This window comes from Arthrobacter sp. SLBN-112 (assembly GCF_006715225.1).
In the GTDB taxonomy this organism is placed as follows: domain Bacteria; phylum Actinomycetota; class Actinomycetes; order Actinomycetales; family Micrococcaceae; genus Arthrobacter.
In genome coordinates this window covers 2,893,625-2,914,735 of the sequence record NZ_VFMU01000001.1, presented here as the reverse complement: position 1 = coordinate 2,914,735, position 21,111 = coordinate 2,893,625, and the positions used below count along the sequence as shown (strand labels likewise).

Here is a 21,111-nt window from a genome sequence, read left to right as displayed (position 1 = left end):
GCTGCCTAGAAGAGCGCGACCTTGGGCACCGCCGGGAAGATCCCGTCCAGGGCGGCCAGGTCTTCGGGTGTGGGGATCCAGTCCGCCGCTTCCGCGTTCTGCCTGACCTGCTCCGGCCTGGTGGCCCCGGCGATGACGCTGGCCACCGAGGGCTGGGCGGCAAGCCAGGAGAAGGCCACCTCGATCTCCGTCAACCCGCGTTCCTTCGCGAAGGCGCTGAACCGGCCCAGCTGGTCCCAGTCGGCGTCGTCCACCATATTGGTGCGGGTGTGGCTGAGCCTGGACCCTTCCGGCGCATGGCCCGGTGCGTACTTGCCGGTCAGGAGGCCGTTGGCCAGCGGGAAGTACGGCAGGACGCCGAGCCCGAACTCCTCCGCGGCCGGGGTCACTTCAAGCTCGGCACGCCGGTCCAGGAGGTTGTAGTGGTTCTGGGTGGAGATGAAGCGGGCGGTACCCAGTTCGCGTGCCACGTACTCCGCCTGGGCGATCTGCCAGCCGGACCGGTTGGAGTGGCCGATGTAGCGGACCTTGCCGGTGCGGACCAAGATGTCCAGCGCCGCGAGGGTTTCATCGATGGGGGTCAGCGGATCCGGCGTGTGGAACTGGTAGAGGTCAATCCAGTCCGTGCCCAGGCGCCGCAGCGAAGCCTCCACCGCCTGGATGATGTACCGCCGCGACCCGCGGGCACCGAAGTCGGGCCCGCTGGCGCCCTTCATGTCCATGCCGAACTTGGTGGCCAGGACCACATCGGAGCGCCGGCTTCCGAGGGCCTTGCCAAGCATGGTCTCGCTCAACCCGGGCTCGCGCCCGTAGGTGTCGGCAACATCGAAGAGGGTCATGCCGGCATCGACTGCCGCGTGGACGACGGCGTCCGTTGCCTCCTGCGACTCAGTGGCGGTATTGGCGCGGCCGAGGTTGTTGCAGCCAAGCCCCACGGTGGAGACGGTCAGGCCTGATTTTCCAACGCGGCGGTAACTGGTCAAGGACGCCTCCTAGAGGGTGAAGCTGCTGGCCGGCTTGGCTGAGTGCTTGAGTTTGTAATGGTCGGGGTCGCTGTAGGGGGCGGCGCCGATGCTGAGCTTGGTGAAGTCCAGGTCCTCGCCGCGCGCGCAGACCTTGATGGCGTTCACGGCCTTGTTGACGTCCGGGCACAGGCAGAAGATGTTGAGCTTGTAGTCCGTGAATTCGGAACGCTCCACCGTGCCAAGGCCCCGCCAGGCGAGGTGGCTGATCAGGGCATCGGTGGCCTTCTCCTCCAGATAGCGGTCCCGCTCCGTACCTTCCCGGGTCTTGAGCGCGAACTGCGCCACCACCCAGAACTGTTCCCCGGCGGGGATCTCGGCGAATCCGTCCTCAGCACATTGGGCTGCAAAGGCGTCCAGGAGGCCCTCGGCGGCATCAGCGTCGGGGACATCGGTTTCCTCGGTCTTGCTCTGGTGCCCCACAGCGCCGAAATTCATGACGAACTGCGAGTAGTCCTCATCGAACCAGGCCTCCCGGAAGTGGAGGGTGCCCTCGTCGTCGCGCTTGTAGACCCTGACAATGCCGCTCATGTGCGTCCTTTTGTAAACCATTCGACGTCGGTGCCGTCGAATGGAGCTTGCTGTGCCTTCACGGCGTGGTACAGAGTGTCCGCGGAGGATTGGATGTCTTCGATCAGTTGCTGCGGGTAGCGCATGGAGACGCTGTGTTCCGCGAATTCGTCCTGGTCGTCGATGAAGACGCCGCGGTCGGCAGTCCGGATGACGTCCAGGTCCATGTCGATGACGTGGAACTCGGTGACAGCCGGCCGGATCTGTGTCCATTCATGGCCTACCGCCAGATCGATGTAGACCCGTACGCCCGCCGGGTGGGCGGAATCGTAGAATGTGGCCACCCAGTCGCCCTGGCGCGGCACCAGCAGGACAGCATCGGAACGCGTGTAGAACGCGGCACCGGGCCGGGAACAGAACTCGTTGGTGCCCTGGAAGATCCACCACCCGTGCCGGTCTTCGCCAAGGAACCGGCCCGGCACCACCCAGTGGGCCTTGCCGTTCCACTTCCGGTTTCTGGAGACCACCAGCTGGCCCGGCTGCAGTCCGTTGGGAACGCGCGTGGTGGTGGTATGCAGGACCGGTCCGGACTCCCCCGCGGGTCCGGGGTACTTCAGTTCATCTTCGTCCTTCACAGGATCGGAAGGCTGCCGGTGGTGGGGTGCTGTTGCCCGGGCAGGGGCCGCGCGAACGGAACCTTGGTTCCCAAAACCTGGGCGACGACGTCGTGCGTGATCTGTTGGGCGGTCAGCCCCACGCGCTCCAGCACCTGGTTGCGGGTGCCGTGCTCCAGGAACTCGACGGGCAGGCCCACCTCGTTCAGGGCGGTGTCCACGCCTGCGGCACGCATTTCCTGCCGGATGCGCGATCCGACGCCGCCGGCACGGACGCCGTCTTCAATGCAGATCACCAAACGGTGATGCGAGGCCAGCGCAATGATGGAACGGCGGACCGGAAGGACCCAGCGCGGGTCTACGACGGTGGTGCTGATGCCCTGCGCACCGAGCCGGTTGGCGACATCGAGGGCCAGCTCTGACATGGCGCCGACGCTGACGATCAGCACGTCGTTCTCGGTGGAACCGGAAGGGCGGCGGGCCAGGACGTCCACGCCGTCGCTCAACCGTTCCAGCGCCTCGACCGCCGGCCCCACAGATCCCTTGGAAAAACGGACCACGCTGGGCGCATCGCTGATGGCCACCGCCTCACGCAGTTCCTCCCGGAGCCTGATGGCGTCGCGAGGTGCGGCCAGGTGCAGGCCGGGGACGATCTGGACCATGGCCATGTCCCACATGCCGTGATGGCTGGCGCCGTCCGGGCCGGTCACGCCCGCGCGGTCCAGGACGATGGTGACGCCGGCCTTGTGGAGGGCGACGTCCATCAGCAGTTGGTCGAAGGCACGGTTCAGAAAGGTGGCGTAGACGGCAACCACCGGGTGCAGCCCACCGAAAGCCATGCCGGCGGCCGCGGTGAGCGCATGCTGCTCGGCGATGCCGACGTCGATGACACGCTCAGGGTGCTTGGCCGCGAACTTGTGCAGGCCCACCGGAATCAGCATGGCCCCGGTGATGCCCACGATGTCGTCGCGCTCATCCGAGATGGCTGCGATTTCGTCAGCGAACACGGAGGTCCAGGACTGTGCCCCGCCGCTGCCGGTTGGTTCACCGGTTTCCGGATCGATGATGCCCACGGCGTGGAACTGGTCCGCTTCATGGGCGCGGGCGGGGGCGTAGCCATGCCCCTTCTCGGTCATGGCGTGCACGATGACGGGGCCGCCGTAGTTCCTGGCAGTGGAGAGCGCGTGTTCCATGGCCTGGAGGTTGTGGCCGTCCACGGGGCCGATGTACTTCATGCCAAGGTCCTCGAACATGCCCTGGGGCGCCCACCAGTCCTTGATGCCCTTCTTCATGGCATGCAGGCTCTTGTAGGTGAACTGGCCTGCGGGGCCGCCGTTCTGGAGCTTCTTCTTCCACCAGTCCAGGGCCCCCTCATAGGCGGGTGCTGCGCGGAAGGAGTCGATGGTGGGGCGCAGGGAGGCAAGGTAGTCGGCGAATCCGCCCACGGTGGGGGCGTAGGAGCGGCCGTTGTCGTTGACCACGATGACCACGCGGCGCTTCTTGTCCGCGGCGATGTTGTTGATGGCTTCCCACGCCATTCCGCCGGTGAGGGCGCCATCGCCCACGACGGCGACGACGTGCCGGTCGCCTTCCCCGGTGAGCTGGCGGGCGCGGGAGATGCCGTCGGCCCAGGACAGGGAGGAGGAGGCGTGGGAGCTCTCGACGATGTCGTGCTCTGACTCGGCCCTGGCTGGATAGCCGGAGAGCCCGCCTTCCTGGCGGAGGGTGCTGAAGTCCTGGCGCCCGGTCAGCAGCTTATGGACGTAGGACTGGTGGCCCGTGTCGAAGACGATGCTGTCGCGGGGAGACTCGAAAATGCGGTGCACGGCCAGCGTCAGTTCCACGACGCCGAGGTTGGGTCCGAGGTGGCCGCCCGTCTGGGAAACGTTCGTGATCAGGAAGTCCCTGATCTCCGAGGCCAGCTGTGCCAGCTGTTCCTCGGTCAACTCGTTCAGGTCCTGCGGATTCCGGATGGTGTCCAAGATTCCCAATGACCCCTCCTTCGGGTGGTAGACGTGCCGTTTAACTCTAACGCCTTGGTTTTGACTGCAAAGCCGAAGCCCCGGCTGGTCGGTGACCGGCCGGGGCTTCGGGAGGATGTTGCCTGCTGGGCAGAAACCGCTAGTTCGCGGAGATCTGGCGCAGCACGTACTGCAGGATGCCGCCGTTGCGGTAGTAGTCCGCTTCACCCGGGGTATCGATGCGCAGGACGGCGTCGAACGACTTCGAGGAGCCGTCCTCGGCGGTGGCGGTGACCTTCAGGGTCTTGGGCGTGGTGCCCTCGTTCAGGGCGGTGACGCCCTCCACCGAGAAGGTTTCCGTGCCGGTCAGGCCCAGGCTGGCAGCGTTCTCGCCGGCCGGGAACTGCAGCGGCAGGACGCCCATGCCGATCAGGTTGGAGCGGTGGATGCGCTCGTAGCTCTCGGCGATGACAGCCTTGACGCCCAGCAGGGCGGTGCCCTTGGCGGCCCAGTCACGGGACGAACCGGAGCCGTACTCCTTGCCTGCCAGGACCACCAGCGGGGTGCCGGCTGCCTGGTAGTTCTGCGCGGCGTCGTAGACGTAGGCCTGCGGGCCGTCAGCCTGGGTGAAGTCGCGGGTGAAGCCACCCTCAACGCCGTCCAGGAGCTGGTTCTTGATGCGGATGTTCGCGAACGTACCGCGGATCATCACTTCGTGGTTGCCACGCCGTGAACCGTAGGAGTTGAAGTCCTTCCGCTCCACGCCGTTGGCCAGCAGGTACTGGCCGGCGGGGGTGTCGGACTTGAACGAACCTGCCGGGGAGATGTGGTCGGTGGTGACGGAGTCGCCGAGCTTCAGCAGCACGCGGGCTCCGGTGATGTCGTTGACCGGCTCCGGGGTGGCCTGAATGCCCTCGAAGTACGGGGGCTTCCGGACGTAGGTGGAGTTGGGATCCCAGGCGAAGGTGTCGCCGGCCGGGGTGTCCAGTGCCTTCCAGCGGTCGTCGCCGTCGAAGACGCCCTCGTAGCCCTTGGCGAACATGTCCTTGTCGATCGAGGAATCGATGACCTGCTGGACCTCAACCGGGTTGGGCCAGATGTCCTTCAGGAAGACGTCGTTGCCGGCCTCGTCCTTGCCGAGGGGGTCGGTCTCGAAGTCGAAGTCCATGGAACCGGCCAGGGCGTAGGCGATGACCAGCGGCGGGGAGGCCAGGTAGTTCATCTTGACGTCCGGGTTGATCCGGCCTTCGAAGTTGCGGTTGCCGGACAGGACGGCGGCGACCGCGAGATCGTTGGCCTGGACGGCCTCGGAGATCTCAGCTTCCAGCGGACCGGAGTTGCCGATGCAGGTAGCGCAGCCGTAGCCCACGATGTAGAAGCCGAGCTTCTCCAGGTAGGGGGTCAGGCCGGACTTCTCGTAGTAGTCGGTAACAACCTTCGAGCCCGGGGCGACGGAGGTCTTGACCCACGGCTTGGAGGTGAGGCCCTTTTCGACGGCGTTGCGCGCCAGGACGGCGGCGGCAAGCATGACCGAGGGGTTGGAGGTGTTGGTGCAGGACGTGATGGACGCAATGGTGACCGCGCCGTGGTCCAGTTCGAATTCGCGCCCGTCAGCCATCTTCACGGGAACCGGGCTGGTGATGCGGCCCGCTCCCCCGTGCGCCGCCGAGTACTTCGGCGGTTCGCGGTCGGTGTCCGAGACGTGGGTTGCGCCGCTGGTGAAGGACGGGGCGTCCGACGCCGGGAAGGTCTCTTCGAGGGACTCGTCCAGGGTGCCTGCGTTGGCGTCGTGCGAGACGTAGTTGAGCAAGTCGTGGCGGAACTCGTCCTTGGCCTCGGTCAGCTCGATGCGGTCCTGCGGGCGCTTGGGGCCGGCGATGGACGGAACAACCGTGGACAGGTCCAGTTCCAGGTACTCGGAGAACTTGATGTCGCGGGACGCATCGTGCCACAGGCCCTGTTCCTTGGCGTAGGCCTCCACGAGGGCGACGTTCTGCTCGGACCGGCCGGTGAGGCGCAGGTAGTCAAGGGTGACGTCGTCGATGGGGAACATGGCGGCGGTGGAACCGAACTCGGGGCTCATGTTGCCGATCGTGGCGCGGTTGGCCAGCGGCACCGCTGCGACACCTTCGCCGTAGAATTCGACGAACTTGCCCACTACGCCATGCTTGCGCAGCATTTCGGTGATGGTCAGCACCACGTCGGTTGCGGTGGCACCGGCGGGGATGCTGCCGCTGAGCTTGAAGCCCACGACGCGCGGAATCAGCATGGAGACGGGCTGGCCGAGCATTGCTGCCTCGGCTTCAATGCCGCCCACGCCCCAGCCCAGCACGCCCAGGCCGTTGACCATGGTGGTGTGCGAGTCGGTGCCGACGCAGGTGTCGGGGTAGGCGCGGAGCGCACCGTCCACTTCGCGGGTCATCACGGTGCGGGCCAGGTACTCAATGTTGACCTGGTGCACGATGCCGGTTCCCGGGGGAACAACCTTGAAGTCGTCGAATGCGGTCTGACCCCAGCGCAGGAACTGGTAGCGCTCACCGTTGCGCTGGTATTCGATCTCCATGTTGCGCTCCAGTGCGCCGGAGTTGCCGAAGGCATCGATCTGCACCGAGTGGTCGATGACCATTTCGGCCGGTGCCAGCGGGTTGACCCGCTTGGGGTCGCCACCCAGGTCCTTGACCGCTTCACGCATGGTGGCAAGGTCAACCACGCAGGGAACGCCGGTGAAGTCCTGCATGATCACGCGTGCCGGCGTGAACTGGATTTCTGTATCGGGCTCCGCATTCGGATCCCAGCCTGCCAAAGCGCGGACGTGATCGGCAGTGATGTTCGCGCCGTCCTCTGTCCTCAGCAGGTTTTCAAGCAATACCTTGAGGCTGAACGGAAGGGCTTCTGCACCTTCAACGGAGTTCAACCGGAAAATTTCGTATTCGGTTCCGGCTACATTAAGTTTGCCTTTTGAACCGAAGCTGTCCACAGTGCTCATCGCAGGACTCCTCTCGCAACAGTTTCATCTTTGTCGCGCGGTTGACCGCCTGCTAGTTAGGACGCCCTAAGTAGTTACAGGGCCCGAAAATTGCACACGGCCGGCCGAGATTACGGGCGCGACGTGGGACTACTACGGCCATCGTAGTGCAAAACCCCCGCCGCATCATGGAGCCGGAGTCAGCAGTGCCACTGTCTCGAGGTGGTGGGTGTGGGGGTACAGGTCGAAGGCCCGGAGCCCGGCCAGGTCCCACCCTGAGCGGCGGAAGTAACCGAGGTCACGTGCAAACGACGCCGGGTCGCAGGACACGTAGGCAATCGCCCTGGGCTGGGACGCAACGAGCTGGCCCACCACGGCCTTTCCGGCTCCGGCCCGGGGCGGGTCAAGGACCAGGGCGTCGAAATTCCGCGGTTTCTGGCGCAGGACCCGTTCCACGCGGCCCCGGACCACCTCCACCTGCGGTACCGAATGCAGGTTCTTCCGGGCGTCGCGGCTGGTTCCCGGCGCCCCCTCGACCGACAGCACGGACCCCGTCTCCCCCACGGCGTCGGCCAGGACAGCGGTGAAGAGACCGGCGCCGGCGTAGAGGTCGGCAACCACGGCCCCGGCGTGCAGGAAGTCACCGTCCCGCAGGAATTCTGTGACAGCGCCCACAAGTGTCCCGGGCGCGTCGCGGTGGATCTGCCAGAAGCCCTCTCCGGTGACCCGGTAATCGTGGCCAACGGCGGATTCCTGCACCCACGTCCGTCCCCGGAGCTGTGCCACACTGCCCGTCAGAGGATCAAAGACCGCGACGGAGGCGTCCTCCGGCACTCCCGCGGCAATGGCCCGCAGTCGTTTGTCCTTGGTCCCGGGCGCCGGGGCCAGGAGCACCAGGGGCCGGGACCCGTTGGCCGGGGCGGCCACCTCGACCCGCTCGATGCCCTGGAGGTCCAGGTCCCACAAGCGCAGCGCGTTGATGGCATCGCTGGCCAGGGGCATCTCCCGAACGGGGATGATGTGGTTGGAGCGGTGCGCGTGCATGCCCAGCCTGCCCCCGGGGGTGACCGAAAAGCTGGCCCGCGTGCGCCACCCAAGCCCGCTGCCGCCGTCGTGGTTCTCACCCACCGCTTCCACGCTGCCTGCCCAGGCCGGCGGCAGCTGCCCAACACCGGCCAGCCGGGTGAGCTGTTCGGCCAGGACGTCCGCCTTCAGGCTGCGCTGCCTTGCGAGCGTCATGTGCCCGAACTCGGCACCTCCCACCGGCGGGTGGCCGTGGCTCCATGCCCGGGGGGAATCTGCCGGGCGCCAAAAGTGCTCCACCCGGTCCGGGGAGGCCTCGAGCACCTCGATGACGTCCGCCCGCCAGAACTTTGCGTCGTCTGCCGCGTCGGTGAGCCGGACCCGGACTTTCTCTCCCGGTATGGCGTGCCGGACAAAGACCACCCTGCCACCATGGCGCGCCACACAGTGCCCGCCGTGGGCTACGGGCCCGACGTCCAGGACTGCCTCTTCGCCTGCATGGCCGGCGGCCTCGGGTGCCTGCGGGGCATTGGCGGAGGTTCCTGTGGTCACTGCACGTCCTGGAGGTTCTTTGCTTCTTCGGATGATTTGAGCTGCCAGGGCACGCTGGCCACCATGACTCCCGGCTCGAAGTGCAGGCGGGTCTTGATGCGCAGGGCCGTCTGGTTATGCACCAGCTGCTCCCACCACTTGCCCACCACGTACTCCGGGATGTAGACCACGATCAGGTCCCGCGGGGAGTCCAGGCGCATCTGCTTGATGTAGTCCATGATCGGCGTGACGGTCTCGCGGTAAGGGCTGGCGAGGACGGTCAGCGGGACGGGGATTTCAAGCTTTTCCCAGTCGGCGATGGTATGGGCCGTTTCCTCCTGGTCGATATCCACCGTGATGGCGTCCAGCCGCGAGGGCCGGGACGCACGGGCGTAGGCCAGTGCCCGCAGGACCGGCTTGCGGACGTGCGAGACCAGCAGGACGGCGTGGACGCGGGTGGGCAGGGCCCGGGGCGAGGAGTCCTCGTCCACGGCGAGTTCCTTGGCCACGTTGTCGTAATGCGCCCGGATGCTCCACATGATCAGGAAGAGGATGAACATGGCCAGCAGGGCGATCCAGGCGCCCTGTTCGAACTTGGTGATCAGGACGATCACCAGCACCAGCCCCGTCATGCCGAAGCCGATGCTGTTAATGGTGCGGGACTTCACCATGCGGCGCCGGACGGCCTTGTCCTTGGCGAGCTTGAGTTCGCGCCCCCAGTGCCGGATCATGCCAAGCTGGCTGAGGGTGAAGGAGATGAAGACGCCCACGATGTAGAGCTGGATGAGCTTGGTGACGTCCGCGTCGAACGAAATGATCAGCACCAGGGCGCCCGCCGCCAGGGCAAGCACACCGTTGCTGAACGCCAGCCTGTCACCGCGCGTCCGGAGCTGGCGGGGCAGGTAGCCGTCCTGGGCAAGGATGGAGCCAAGAACCGGGAACCCGTTGAAGGCCGTGTTGGAGGCGAACACCAGGATGACGCCGGTGGCTGCCACCACCACGTAGAAGGGAACCGATCCCGCGCCGAAGATGGTCTGGGCGATCTGGCTGATGGCGGGGTTTTGGATGTATCCCTCCGGCAGCGGCTCGCCGTTCAGCAGGAATTCCGTGGCCGGATCCAGCACGATGTGGACCTTGGTGGCGTTGGCCAGGTAGATGATGCCGGCCAGCATCGCGGCGCCGATCACACCCAGGAGCAGCAGGGTGGTGGCCGCGTTCTTGCTCTTGGGGTGCCGGAAGTTGGGAACGCCATTGCTGATCGCTTCCACGCCCGTGAGTGCTGCGGCCCCGGAGGAGAAGGCCCGGAGCAGCAGGAACGCACCGGCCAGGCCCACCAGGCCCTGGTCGAAGCCCTCCGTTGGGACGATGGTAAAGGCCGCCGACGGCGCCTCCCCCAGTTGCCCGGTTGCGGCCTGGAATACGCCCACCGCGGTCATTCCCAGGATTGCCGCCATGAAGATGTAGGTGGGGACAGCAAAGACGCTGCCCGCTTCCTTGATGCCGCGCAGGTTGACCAGGGCAAGGATGACGACGCCGATGGTGGCTATGACGGCCTGCTCACCGTGCAGCGACGGTACAGCGGTAGTGAGGTAGGCCGCTGCCGAGGACATGGACACGGCCACCGTCAGGACATAGTCCACCAGGAGGGCCGACGCCACCGTCAGGCCGGCGTACTTGCCGAGGTTCTCGTTGGCGATCTCGTAGTCGCCGCCGCCCGACGGGTACGCGTGGACGTTTTGCCGGTAGGACGCGACGACAGTCAGCAGTACCACCATCACGGCCAGGCCCACCAGCGGCGAGATGGCCACGGCGCTGACGCCCGCCAGGGCAAGGGTCAGCAGGATCTCATCCGGCGCGTAGGCTACGGATGAAAGGGCGTCGGAGGCGAAGATCGGCAGTGCGATCTTCTTGGGGAGCAGGGTATGGGCCAGACGGTCATTCCGGAAGGGCCTGCCCACCAGCACGCGTTTGACGGCGTTCAGTATTGTCAACACCCCACAAAGCTAGTCTGAATCGCGGACGATGTCATGACGGGTCCGGGCCAGGCCTGACAGGGGCCATGCCGGTAGAGTTCTAGCTGCACGATCCTGACTTACATACAGAGGAGATACGGTGGCGCATTTCGTGATCATGGGATGTGGCCGGGTGGGGGCAACGCTGGCGCACACGCTGGAGGATGCCGGGCATTCCGTGGCCATCATCGACCAGGACGACCGCGCCTTCCGCCGGCTCCGCCAGGGCTTCACCGGACGGAAAGTCACCGGCGTCGGCTTTGACCGGGACACCCTCAAGCAGGCAGGGGTGGGTGAGGCCTACGCCTTCGCCGCCGTCTCCAGCGGTGACAACTCCAACATCCTGGCCACCCGGGTGGCCCGCGAAACCTTCCACGTACCGCACGTCGTCGCCAGGATCTATGACCCGGGACGCGCCGAGATCTACCAGCGCCTGGGCATTCCCACGGTGGCTGCCGTCCGCTGGAGCGCTGACCAGGTGCTGCGCCGCATCCTTCCCGAGCAGCACCTCGCTGGCGACTTCCGCGAACCCTCCGGACGCCTGGTCCTGGCCGAACTGGAACTCGATGCCGGCTGGATCGGGCACCGCGTCAGCAGTATTGAGAAGGCTGCCGATGTCCGCGTGGCGTACCTGACCCGCTTCGGCGAGGGCCTGCTTCCCGACGCCGGGACCGCCTACCAGGACGGCGACACCGTGCACGCCATGCTGCAGGTGGACCGCAGCGCCCAGATCGCCCAGATCCTCTCCAAAGCCCCCGCCAAGGAGTACCAGTGAAAGTCGTTATCGTCGGCGCGGGCAGCGTCGGATCGTCCATCGCCAGGGAGCTGCTGGCGCACAAGCACGAGATCCTCCTGATCGACCTCAAGCCGGAGGTGATCGGGCGCAGCGGCCTGCGGGGCGCCCACTGGCTGGTGGGTGACGCGTGCGAGCTCTCCACACTCCAGGGGGCCAAGGTGGAGGATGCCGACGTGGTGGTCTCCGCCACCGGCGACGACAAGGTGAACCTGGTGGTGTCCCTGCTGGCCAAGACCGAGTTTGGGGTCGGGCGCACTGTGGGCCGGGTGAACAACCCGAAGAACGACTGGATGTTCAATGATTCCTGGGGCGTCGACGTGGCCGTGAACACCCCGCAGCTGATGACCGCCCTGGTGGAGGAGGCGGTGGAGATCGGCGACCTGGTACGCCTGCTGACGCTGCAGACGGGTGTGGCGTCCCTGGTGGAATTTACGGTTCCGCACGATTCCCACGTCATCGGCATGACCGTGGGCGACATCCACTGGCCGGAGGACGCCACGCTGGTGGCGATCCTGCGGGACCAGGCACCCATCACGCCCAGCCGGGACGACGTGATCGACGGCGGCGACGAGCTCTTCTTCGTCACCACCATCGCCGCTGAGGACGGACTTCGGGAGCTGCTGTCCTCCGCCCCCGGCAGCATCGAAACCGGTGAGGCTGCGGAGAGCGCCCAGACCGCTGCCGCAGGCAGCCACGGGCACGCTCAGGACGACGACGGCTTCGACGGCTAGGTCCGCCGCCGCACCCGTGCGGCTGCGCACCGGGGCGTCACGCGGCCTGGTCTGCCCCGGCTTCAGGTTCCGCCCGGGCAGGCCGGGTCACGAGCCAGGCCGTCCAGACGCCGAGGATGTACAGCGGCGCCCCCATGATGAGGCGGGTGGTGGCGAGCGCGGCCAGGCCGTCGGTGCCCATCAGGTAGAGCGGCACCTGCACGATGAGGCGGAGCGCCAGCACAGCCACGATGATCCAGGTGCCCAGGCGGTACGCCCTGACCCGGTCTGGGTCCTTGCGCCACTCAACCCCTTCGTTGCGGATGAAACCGAAGAGGAGCCCGGCCACAGGCCACTTGACGGCAATCGAGATGACCATGGCCAGGATGTAGGCGGCATTGGTGAAGAAGCCTGGCAGGTAGAAGTCCTCGGCCTTGCCGGTGGTGTTGGCCAACCAGGCGGAAATGCCCACGCCCACCACGCCCGCGAGGGCCTGGGTGAGGGGGCGCCGCTGCATCAGGCGGACGACGGTGAACACTGCCGCGGATGCCAGGGCTGCCACCAGGGACAACGTGAGCTCGCGGGTGATGGTGAAGGCCACCAGGAACACGAGGCCGGGAACGATGCTCTCGGCAATGCCCTGCACTCCCCCGGCGCTGCGCAGGACGTCCACCCGCCCGTCGTGGGTGCGGTGGAGCCCGGCCTTTGCGGCGTACCCGGCGGCGAGCCCTGCAACCGGGGACGGTCCGGGAGCCTGCGGCGTGCCTTGCTGCGCTCCGCCCGGCTGTGCAGGACCGGAGGGCTGTTGTTCGGGCTCTTGGGCGGTCATTCGTGCTCCTGGCGGGACAGTATCTCGTAGCGGGGATTGAAGATGGTGGGCACGTCCTTGCCCCGGGCCAGCATCCCCTCAACCCGGATCTGTGCGCCTGCTTCGATGCCGGGCACACGGTGGCGGCCCAGCCAGACGACACGGAGCCGCGCTGGCCTGCCGCGCCTCGGACCCGGAGCGGGACGCCCGGCATCGTCCTCGGAAAGAATGGCGCTGAATTCCGGGGTCCGGTCGGCAGGGACAAAGGTCACCGATTCAACGTGCCCCTGGCACATGACCCGTCCCCTGTCCGGCAGTTGTCCCAGGGGGGTGATGCCACCGGAGGCAGGCACGGAATTGTCGCGGGGAGACTCAGCCGATCTGGGTAACTTCGGGACCACGTTCGGGCTCCTCCAAGGTGGGCGCGGCGGGCGGAGGAGTGGCGGAGGCGTCTTTGGGCAGCCTCAGTTGCAGGAGGTCGCGCGGCGGCATGGGGCTGTCACCGCGGACCACAACGACCTGCCGGAAGAGGGCCTCAAGAGGCTCAGCGGCGGGACGTTCCATCGCCGCAGGTCCGCCCAGGACGCCGCGCAGGAACCAGCGGGGACCATCGACGCCGATGAAGCGGGCCACGCGGTAGCCCTGGCTGCCGTCCGGGAGCCCGGCGGGCAGCTTGGCCACGAGTTCGGTACCGAAAGCGCCCTCCACCTCTTCAACCTGGCCGCCCTGGGCACCCACCGACTGGCCGATCTGTTCGCGGATCTCGTCCCACAGCGTCTCGGTCTTGGGCGCCGCGAAGGCCTGCAGCTGAAGGCTGGAGCCGTTGAGGTCCAGGGTAACTGCCACCACGCGCTGCGTGGCCTCTTCCACTTCGAGGCGGAGTTGGAGGCCCTCGCTGGGCGTGATCAGCAGGGCGCCAAGGTCCACATAGCCGTCCCGGCCGCTGATCTCGGCCTCGTCGAAGGGTCCGTCGTGGCGGCGCACGCCGGTGGCTGATGCGCTTTCTTCGCCCTCCGCAACGGTGAGCTCGTCGACCGGCTCTGCCGGCTCTTCCTTCTTATCTTTCCTGCCGAACCCGAAGACCATGGGTGACTCCTTAATTCTGAAAATATGCCAGTCCTGAAACCTGCCGCCGGAACATTGGAGGTTCCGCGGTCGTGCATGCCGGCGTGGCAGCGGTGCAGCCTAAGGTCAGGCTCCGGGGACGTTGAACCCGCCGGTGGAGCCGAAGCCACCCGCGCCGCGCACGGATCCGTTCAGTTCGCTGACAGGAATGAATTGGGCATGCTCCACCCGCTGGATGACCATTTGGGCAATTCTATCGCCGCGTCGGAGCTCTATCGGCTGGGACGCATCGGTGTTCAGCAGCGTTACCGAGATCTCGCCCCGGTAGCCGGCGTCGACGGTGCCGGGGGCGTTCACGATCGTCAGGCCGTGCTTGGTGGCCAGGCCGGACCGGGGGTGGATAAGGGCCACGAACCCGTAAGGAAGTGCGATGGCGACGCCGGTGGGGACCAGTTTGCGCTCCCCGGGCATCAGGACCACGTCCTCGCGGGCACGGAGGTCTGCGCCGGCGTCGCCCGGATGTGCGTAGGACGGCGCCTCCAGCTCCGGATCCAGCATCTTCAGCTGGATCTGCAGGGTGGGAGCTGCGGGGGCGGGCAATGCTGCGTCCGGGACGAGGTCTACCGTGGCGGGATGATCAGTCACAGTCACTCACTCTAACCCGCGCCCCCAAATCACTCCTAGGGAGGCCGCCACTTGAAGCCGGGGGGGTGCCTGGTCCAAGGTGAAATAGCGGGCCAAAGGTGGAAAGCTGGGGCTATGCCCGATTCAAGCCCGTCTGCGTCCGTTCCCAGCACACCCTCTGCCGGGACAGCTGTTATCTACAGGGAGAAGCTGTGGCCGAATGCCTGGATCTGGATTATCGCAGCCGGCGTTTCCGCAGCCGGCATCCTGGTGTTCGCCCCGATCAGCATGGCGGCGGGCTACACCGCGGCATTGGTGCTCTTCGCCATCATCACTGTCCTCCTGGTTCTTTCCACCCCCGTCATCATGGTCACGGCGGACACCCTCACCGTTGGCAGGGCCACCATTGAGCGCCGTTTCGTCGGCGCCGTGCAGCACTTCAAGGCCGGCGAGGCGACGGCGGAACGGGGCACCCGGCTTAACGGGCTTGCCTACCTGTGCATCCGTGGCTGGATCGACCCGGTCGTGAAAATCGAGATCACGGACCCCGCCGACCGGACCCCCTACTGGCTGGCCTCGACGCGCCATCCTGATCAGTTGACGGCCGCCCTGGCACGGCACTGACGCTGCCGGCTGCCTGGCCGTGGCCTGAACCCACCTTTCCGGCCTGGTTCCAGCGGAAAATCACGGCGCGCCCTGCTCCTTGAGCCAATTCCCCGCCGCCGGGTGGCAGAGTTTCGATTGATAGTAATGCCAGGGTGGAGGATTTGTATGCAGGATCTACGGCTTGTAGGCGTGCACGACGACGGGACGCATCTCCTGTTGAGCGGGGCCGGCGGCGAAATGTTCCAGCTGCCGATCGATGAGGCCCTCAGGACGGCCAGCAGGTCCACGGCCAAGCCGCGGGCGGAAAGGCCTGCCGTTCCCATGTCCCCAAGGGACATCCAGGCGCGGATTCGTGCCGGAGCGACGGCTGCGGACGTGGCTGAGCTGTCCGGGATGCCGCTGGCCAAGGTTGAGCGCTACGAGGGCCCGGTCCTCGCCGAGCGCGAATACGTTGCCCAGCAGGCGCGGAAAGTCGAAGTCGCGGCGCCCTCCCCCGGCCACGACGTCTACCGTTCCGCTTTCGGTGACAACCCGGCAACCCTGGACGACATGGTGGCCCACCGCCTGTCCGCCCACGGTATCGACCCCGCAACAGTGGAATGGGACTCCTGGCGGCGCCAGGACGGTACATGGACTGTGTCGGCAAGCTTTGAGGCCAAGTCCGGCGGCAACTCGGGCATTGGCGAAGAGCCTCCCGCGCTGTGGACCTTCAATCCGGGACGGAAGTCACTGCAGAACACCAACCGCTGGGCGCAGCAGCTGAGCGAGCTTGAGCCGCTGGACGGGCCCGTTCCTGCCCGCCGGCTCACCGCCGTTTCCGACCGCCCCTTTGATTTCGAGACGGATGCGGATGCGTCCAAGACCCCGTCCGGCAGCCAGGGAGGACCCGCCCAGGATTCGGGCAAGGAGGCCGACGGCCTCCTGGACATGCTCCGGTCACGGCGCGGCCAGCGGCTGGGCGTGGATGAGGACTCGGACGACGCCTTGGCGCTGCTGCTCACGCACGGCGTGCCCGCCGCCCACCCCCGCCCTTCGGAGGTGACGGCCGAACCTGAGGCAGAAGAGCCGGAACCGCAGGATGACCAGCGGGATGCGCCGGCAGCCCAGGGCGAGTCCTTCATTAGGCGCAGGGACACCAGGCCTTCCATGCTGTCCAGGCTCAGCCTCCTTCCGCCGCACCGCGACAACCACGACGATGCGCTGCGGCTTCACGACGGCGTGAGCACCGACACGAGGGAAATCACCATTGCGGCGTCCCCGCAGAAACCCTCGGGTTCCGCTCCCGCGGCAGGTTCCGGATCGTCCGGCGGAGCCGGGCTGGATGAACTGCTCGGCAGTAATCCCCGGCGCCCGGCAGCAAAGCAGAACGACGCTGCCCCCTCCACCGGACAGCTGCCGGAGACTGAGGCGCCGGAACGGCCTGCACGGCCCAAGCGGTCCAGCGTGCCGTCCTGGGACGAGATCGTTTTCGGTACCCGGAGCGACTAGCCTTCCCAGGCTCCCCTATGGCTTAGGTCACGTGCTACGATCCCCAGCACGTGCCGCGTGCAAGGCACCATCACCAGGAGGTTTGCGGTGCCGGACACAACCTGCCACATGTCAGTCTCGCTGGACGGTTTCGTCGCGGGGTCGGACCAGAGCCGGGACAACCCGCTGGGCCGGCGGGGGCTGGAACTCCATGCCTGGCACATCGGCGACCCCCGGGCGAACGCTGCCGACAAGGTGGCCAACGAATGGCTGATGCGCCCACGCGGCGCCTACGTGATGGGGCGCAACATGTTCGGCCCCATCCGCGGGGACTGGGATGAGGAATGGAGCGGCTGGTGGGGCGCCGAACCCCCATATCACGCCCCCGTCTTCGTTCTGACGCATCATCCGCACAGCCCCATCCAGATGGAGGGCGGGACTGCCTTCTACTTCATCACGGACGGCTTCGACGCCGCCTACGCCGCAGCCCGGGAGGCCGCCGGGGACAACGGCGTGGATATTGCCGGCGGAGCGTCGACAGTCCGGCAGGCACTGGCCGCCGGCGTGGTTGACGAGCTCACCCTCGACATCGCCCCGGTCCTGCTCGGTTCAGGGGAACGGATTTTCGACGGCGTTGAATCCTTCGGTTTCGAGCCGGTCGAGGTGCTCCACTCGCCGCTGGCCACCCACATCCGCTACCGCCGGGTTCCCCAGTAGAACGCCCGCCTAGTTAGTAAGCGCCCAGAAGTCACTGGGACACACCGCCCACTTCCTGCTGCCATTGAGGTCCGTCGGCCAGAGGTGCAGAAGTTCGGCGTCACGAAGCGAGGAATTCGATGAGCGTGTCTTCGAGGAGGCTTCGTTCTTCAGGTTGCGGTCGCCCAAGTGTTGGTAAGCAGCGCGGCAACTTGGGTGGCTCCCAGTCCTGGTGCTCGCTCGCGTAGTAGCGGCCGGTGGGTGAGGTCCAGCCGGGTGGTTCGTTTTTGCCGGCCGGGGTGGGTTTCCAGCCTGTGGTGTGCCGGAGCTTGTGGTGTTTCGGGCAGGGCTGTCCCAAATTGCTGATCCCCGTTGCGCCGCCCTTGGCCCACGCGAGGAGATGGTCCGCCTCGTTGTCCAAGGAGTTGTTGCTGCAACCCGGGAACGGACACTTGCCGTCCCGCATCCGCAACCAGGCCCGCATCGCTCTCGTGATTCGGTAGCTGGTCCTGCCGATCTCCAGCGGCGCCCCGTCCCGCGGATCCACCAACACCCGGTGGAACGAGTCGGCGCCGTCAGCGACTAACCGCCGGGCCATCGACGGTGGGATAGGCCCGAATCCGTCCAGCACCGCCGGCTCATCCGTCACCCCCATCAGCGCGAACACCGGGACCGTCACCAGAACCTGCGCGCGGATCGATGAGGACAAGCCCACTCCTGCACCGGTCCCGGCCAGCGCATCGACTCCCTCTCTGCCGCCTTCACCGGTAACACCGTCACCAATCCCGCAGGCATTGCCCGCACCGCTGACACCGCTGGCGCCCAACCCACCACTCAGGATCGCATCGGCGAAATTGTCAGCACGCAACTGGGGCATGCTCCGGGACTCGTGCGGGCCCTGCATCCCACGGGCAACAGCGGTGAGCCGGTTCCAGCCAGCCACAGCCTGCTCCGCCGGGAGGCACGCCGAGAGCCAGGCCATCCCGTCCTGGTCCGGCCGAAACTCCACCCGTCGGTCCAGTACCGATCTGGCGTGCCGCTTCTCGATCGACTCCGCGTGATGGCGTTCCCGCCAGAGCCGGGCCTTGGCCTTGAACCGGTGCGCCGGCATCTGCCCCACCGGGCACCCCCGGGCTGCGTCAGGTGCGTCTGGGTCCAGGAAATGTGCCTCCAACGCCGCGGCGCCCGCAGGATCAAGGGCAGCGGTTTCGTCGGCCATGGCCACGGCGTGTTGCCATGAGAGCACGCCGGCCTGCAACGCCTCCAAGGTCCGCGGCAAACCGACGGTCAGGGCATGGGACGTGGACAGGAAAGACCTCGCAGCCCGCGGCCCCAGCGCCAGCACACACCCGATCTCCGCAGCCACCGCCATCTCCTGCGCCACCACCGGCACATCCGGCCCCGCAACAGCCCAGGCAGCCTCCGCGTACCGCACCGCAGCCCGCGCCTTCAGGCCCGCGATCCCGGACTCCACCTCCCGGGCTCCGGCCAGAATGTCCAGGCACCCATCGGCCAGACCAGCCAACGGATCAGCCACGGAAAACGGCAACGAACCTGCACCGTCCACCTCCGCATCCAGCACGGCAAGGGCCGCCCGGATATCCCCGAACGCCTTCGCCACCGCCGCTTTCCCCATAAACCCATCATGACAAGGGGGTCTGACATTCACAGGCAACCGTCAGCGCAAGGGGCGGCCCTATCCACAGCCAACCGTGTCCAGGGTGACGCGCCGTAAAGCCTAGGCCCCGCGGTTCTCCCCCGGTCCGCCCGAACCCCGCCACAGGCACGCATCCACGTCGAACGGCAGCAGTTGGTCCTGCTGGGCCATCAGGCTGGCGCCGTGGGCGGTTACCCGCCGCATGAAGTGGCGCCGGCACAGCGTCTCGTAGCCCACTACCGGCACATGCTCCGCGTCCGGGGCGGCGCCAGTCTCAATCACCATGTCCACGTCGCCCACCACAACCTGCGCGCCCTCGGTGACCATGACGCCGTCGACCGTCCTGGCGTTATGCGTGGCGCGGCGTCCGCACCAGCACAGCGCCTCCACCTGGAGCACCTGCACCCGGTCGGCAAGCTCGATGAGCCGTTGTGAACCGGGGAACAGCCGGGTGCGGAAGTCCGCCGTGATGCCGAAGGCAAAAACGTCGACGTCGATTTCGTCCACCACCTTGGCCAGCTGCTCCACCTGCTCCGGAGTGTAGAACTGGGCTTCGTCGCAGATCAGGTAGTCAACGCGCCGTCCCTGGGTGCGGCGAAGCATGACTTCCTCCCAGAAGTCGGTGCTGTCCAGCACCTCCACGGCGTCCGTCTCCAGGCCCAGCCGGCTTGAGATCCGCGACTCCCCGGCCCGGTCGTTGCGGCTGAAGCGTACGCCGCCGCGGCCGCGGACCCGGTGGTTGTAGTCCATCTGCAGGGCCAGGGTGGATTTGCCGCAGTCCATGGTGCCGGAGAAGAAGATGAGTTCAGCCACGCCGGCGGTTCCTTCCTTCAGCCGTGAAGCACAGCAGCGGGACCTCCCGCTCCGCCTTCGTCAGGGAGCCGTGCTGGCCCACCACTTCCATGGCAGTGGGCCGCATGCGCCGGCCATCGTAAAGCGCGACGGCGTCACGGGCCGCGATCATCACGTCACCGATCCTGCCGGCAACAGCGGGCCGGACATCACCAAAGAGTCCCCCGGCAATGGCTTCCGCACGCGTGAAGGCCCAGACCCGGTCACCGAACCGCGCCTTCCATGCGGCAAGCAGCCTGTCCCGCACGCCTGCATCCGCTTCCAGGTCCGCGTGGTCCAGGTACAGGTGCACCATGCGCGGTTCCCCGGCCGTGTGGCGGACGCCATCCACCAGCTCCGGATGGGTGGAAAAATCGATCCGCTGGGTTTCCGGGACATCCAGCATCCCGTGGTCCGCGGTGAGCACAATGGTGGTCCCGGCGGGGAGCGAGGAGTTGAGCCGCTTGACCGTGGCATCGAGCTCTTCCAGCTGGTGTTCCCACTGCTCGGAACGGCAGCCGTAACGGTGGCCCGCCTTGTCCAGCTCATTGACGTAGAAGTACATGAGGGACGGGCCGGCCCCTGCCATGGCCTCGGCAGCGGAGGCAGTCCGGGCGTGGGCGGTGGTTCCGGAAATGAACCTGCCACCGCGCAGGGCAGCCCGGGTCATGGGCGAGCCGTCGAACTGGCCGAGGCTGACGGTGCTGACATCCACCCGGTCGGCGATCCGTTCGAACACGGTGGGGAATGGTTGCCACGTGGCCGGGTCCACGCCCGGATCCCAGTTCCCCAATAGATTGACCACCTTGTCCTGGTCGGGGTCCAGGACGTCATAGCCCACCATGCCATGCCGGCCCGGAGGAAGGCCGGTCCCAAAGCTGGACAGTGCCGCTGCCGTGGTGGAGGGAAAGGCGGAGTCCAGCCACACGGGGATCTCGCCCTGCCCGGCCTGCATTACGGCCCGCAGGAAGGGCGTGTGGGCCGCCTTTTGCTTCAGCAGGTTCCTGCCCAGCCCGTCAGCGAGGACTACGCAGACGCGTGATGCGGCCGGGAACCCCAAGGCGTTGGTGAAGCCCTCCACGCCGATGCTGGCCGCGGCGCTGGTGAGGACTTCCGCGACGGAACGCTGTCCATAGGCTGGCGCGGCGGGAAGGTCGGGAGTGCGGCCGGTGGCTGTGGTTTCCTGGAGGGCGGAGTGGCGTTCTTCCGGCAT

At 66.9% G+C, this 21,111-nt stretch carries 19 protein-coding genes; 5 read left to right on the top strand and 14 right to left on the bottom strand.

Translation table 11 applies throughout. The features are described from left to right. Positions 1–5 precede the first annotated feature (5 nt). The 7 genes from FBY33_RS13440 to FBY33_RS13410 form a co-directional block, all read right to left on the bottom strand. On the bottom strand, positions 6–983 hold the full coding sequence (locus FBY33_RS13440) for an aldo/keto reductase (RefSeq protein ID WP_142031001.1): 978 nt from the start codon (positions 981–983) through the stop codon (positions 6–8). Between the two features lie 9 nt (positions 984–992). Then, on the bottom strand, positions 993–1,553 hold the full coding sequence (locus FBY33_RS13435; protein ID WP_142031000.1) for a hypothetical protein: 561 nt from the start codon (positions 1,551–1,553) through the stop codon (positions 993–995). Beyond that, complete coding sequence (locus FBY33_RS13430) at positions 1,550–2,167, bottom strand: DUF402 domain-containing protein (protein WP_200831379.1); 618 nt, start codon at positions 2,165–2,167, stop codon at positions 1,550–1,552. Before FBY33_RS13430 ends, FBY33_RS13435 begins: the two co-directional genes overlap by 4 nt. Continuing rightward, entirely contained in the window at positions 2,164–4,137 is a 1,974-nt protein-coding gene (dxs, locus tag FBY33_RS13425) for a 1-deoxy-D-xylulose-5-phosphate synthase (protein ID WP_142030999.1), read from the bottom strand. The genes FBY33_RS13430 and dxs overlap by 4 nt, the downstream gene beginning before the upstream one ends. 130 nt (positions 4,138–4,267) lie before the next feature. Next, entirely contained in the window at positions 4,268–7,093 is a 2,826-nt protein-coding gene (locus FBY33_RS13420) for an aconitate hydratase (protein ID WP_142030998.1), read from the bottom strand. Positions 7,094–7,258: 165 nt separating this feature from the next. Continuing rightward, entirely contained in the window at positions 7,259–8,647 is a 1,389-nt protein-coding gene (locus FBY33_RS13415; RefSeq protein WP_142030997.1) for a class I SAM-dependent RNA methyltransferase, read from the bottom strand. Continuing rightward, a complete protein-coding gene (locus FBY33_RS13410) occupies positions 8,644–10,620 on the bottom strand; it encodes an APC family permease (RefSeq protein ID WP_142030996.1) in 1,977 nt (658 codons plus the stop codon). Before FBY33_RS13410 ends, FBY33_RS13415 begins: the two co-directional genes overlap by 4 nt. A 118-nt stretch (positions 10,621–10,738) precedes the next feature. Between FBY33_RS13410 and FBY33_RS13405 the strand changes: the two genes are divergently transcribed. Then, positions 10,739–11,413 carry a potassium channel family protein gene (locus FBY33_RS13405; protein WP_142030995.1) on the top strand — a complete coding sequence of 225 codons (675 nt, stop codon included), beginning with the start codon at positions 10,739–10,741 and terminating at the stop codon, positions 11,411–11,413. Next, positions 11,410–12,165: a potassium channel family protein gene (locus tag FBY33_RS13400; RefSeq protein ID WP_142030994.1), complete on the top strand. Its 756-nt coding sequence runs from the start codon at positions 11,410–11,412 to the stop codon at positions 12,163–12,165. Before FBY33_RS13405 ends, FBY33_RS13400 begins: the two co-directional genes overlap by 4 nt. Positions 12,166–12,202: 37 nt before the next feature. Here FBY33_RS13400 and FBY33_RS13395 read toward each other — a convergent pair whose 3' ends face one another. From FBY33_RS13395 to dut, 4 genes are all read right to left on the bottom strand, one after another. Next, positions 12,203–12,973, bottom strand: a complete 771-nt coding sequence (locus FBY33_RS13395; RefSeq protein WP_142030993.1) for a DUF3159 domain-containing protein — start codon at positions 12,971–12,973, stop codon at positions 12,203–12,205. After that, positions 12,970–13,224: a hypothetical protein gene (locus FBY33_RS13390; protein WP_327436750.1), complete on the bottom strand. Its 255-nt coding sequence runs from the start codon at positions 13,222–13,224 to the stop codon at positions 12,970–12,972. The genes FBY33_RS13395 and FBY33_RS13390 overlap by 4 nt, the downstream gene beginning before the upstream one ends. 100 nt (positions 13,225–13,324) lie before the next feature. Further along, positions 13,325–14,038 carry a DUF3710 domain-containing protein gene (locus FBY33_RS13385; RefSeq protein WP_142030992.1) on the bottom strand — a complete coding sequence of 238 codons (714 nt, stop codon included), beginning with the start codon at positions 14,036–14,038 and terminating at the stop codon, positions 13,325–13,327. A gap of 105 nt (positions 14,039–14,143) precedes the next feature. Then, positions 14,144–14,662, bottom strand: coding sequence for a dUTP diphosphatase (dut, locus tag FBY33_RS13380; RefSeq protein WP_142030991.1), 519 nt, complete (start codon positions 14,660–14,662; stop codon positions 14,144–14,146). A gap of 114 nt (positions 14,663–14,776) precedes the next feature. Here dut and FBY33_RS13375 point away from each other — a divergent pair, with 114 nt between their 5' ends. From FBY33_RS13375 to FBY33_RS13365, 3 genes are all read left to right on the top strand, one after another. After that, positions 14,777–15,265 (top strand): DUF3093 domain-containing protein, encoded by a 489-nt coding sequence (locus FBY33_RS13375; protein WP_142030990.1) that lies wholly within the window; start codon positions 14,777–14,779, stop codon positions 15,263–15,265. 147 nt (positions 15,266–15,412) lie between these two features. Beyond that, positions 15,413–16,735, top strand: coding sequence for a septation protein SepH (gene sepH, locus FBY33_RS13370; RefSeq protein WP_142030989.1), 1,323 nt, complete (start codon positions 15,413–15,415; stop codon positions 16,733–16,735). An 87-nt stretch (positions 16,736–16,822) separates the two neighbouring features. Next, a complete protein-coding gene (locus FBY33_RS13365; RefSeq protein ID WP_142030988.1) occupies positions 16,823–17,431 on the top strand; it encodes a dihydrofolate reductase family protein in 609 nt (202 codons plus the stop codon). A 100-nt stretch (positions 17,432–17,531) separates the two neighbouring features. Here the strand turns inward: FBY33_RS13365 and FBY33_RS13360 are convergent, their stop codons facing one another. The 3 genes from FBY33_RS13360 to FBY33_RS13350 all read right to left on the bottom strand — a co-directional run bounded on the left by FBY33_RS13360 (position 17,532) and on the right by FBY33_RS13350 (position 21,111). Further along, positions 17,532–19,046, bottom strand: a complete 1,515-nt coding sequence (locus FBY33_RS13360; RefSeq protein WP_142030987.1) for an HNH endonuclease signature motif containing protein — start codon at positions 19,044–19,046, stop codon at positions 17,532–17,534. Between the two features lie 102 nt (positions 19,047–19,148). Further along, positions 19,149–19,880 carry a thymidine kinase gene (locus tag FBY33_RS13355; protein WP_142030986.1) on the bottom strand — a complete coding sequence of 244 codons (732 nt, stop codon included), beginning with the start codon at positions 19,878–19,880 and terminating at the stop codon, positions 19,149–19,151. Next, on the bottom strand, positions 19,873–21,111 hold the full coding sequence (locus FBY33_RS13350) for an alkaline phosphatase family protein (protein WP_142032857.1): 1,239 nt from the start codon (positions 21,109–21,111) through the stop codon (positions 19,873–19,875). Before FBY33_RS13350 ends, FBY33_RS13355 begins: the two co-directional genes overlap by 8 nt.

Coding starts and splice junctions, on each gene's coding strand:
- FBY33_RS13420 (WP_142030998.1), bottom strand. CDS start 7,093: ATGAGCACTGTGGACAGCTTCGGTTCAAAAGGCAAACTTAATGTAGCC.
- FBY33_RS13395 (WP_142030993.1), bottom strand. CDS start 12,973: ATGACCGCCCAAGAGCCCGAACAACAGCCCTCCGGTCCTGCACAGCCG.
- FBY33_RS13350 (WP_142032857.1), bottom strand. CDS start 21,111: ATGCCGGAAGAACGCCACTCCGCCCTCCAGGAAACCACAGCCACCGGC.
- FBY33_RS13435 (WP_142031000.1), bottom strand. CDS start 1,553: ATGAGCGGCATTGTCAGGGTCTACAAGCGCGACGACGAGGGCACCCTC.
- sepH (WP_142030989.1), top strand. CDS start 15,413: ATGCAGGATCTACGGCTTGTAGGCGTGCACGACGACGGGACGCATCTC.
- FBY33_RS13360 (WP_142030987.1), bottom strand. CDS start 19,046: ATGGGGAAAGCGGCGGTGGCGAAGGCGTTCGGGGATATCCGGGCGGCC.
- FBY33_RS13375 (WP_142030990.1), top strand. CDS start 14,777: ATGCCCGATTCAAGCCCGTCTGCGTCCGTTCCCAGCACACCCTCTGCC.
- FBY33_RS13385 (WP_142030992.1), bottom strand. CDS start 14,038: ATGGTCTTCGGGTTCGGCAGGAAAGATAAGAAGGAAGAGCCGGCAGAG.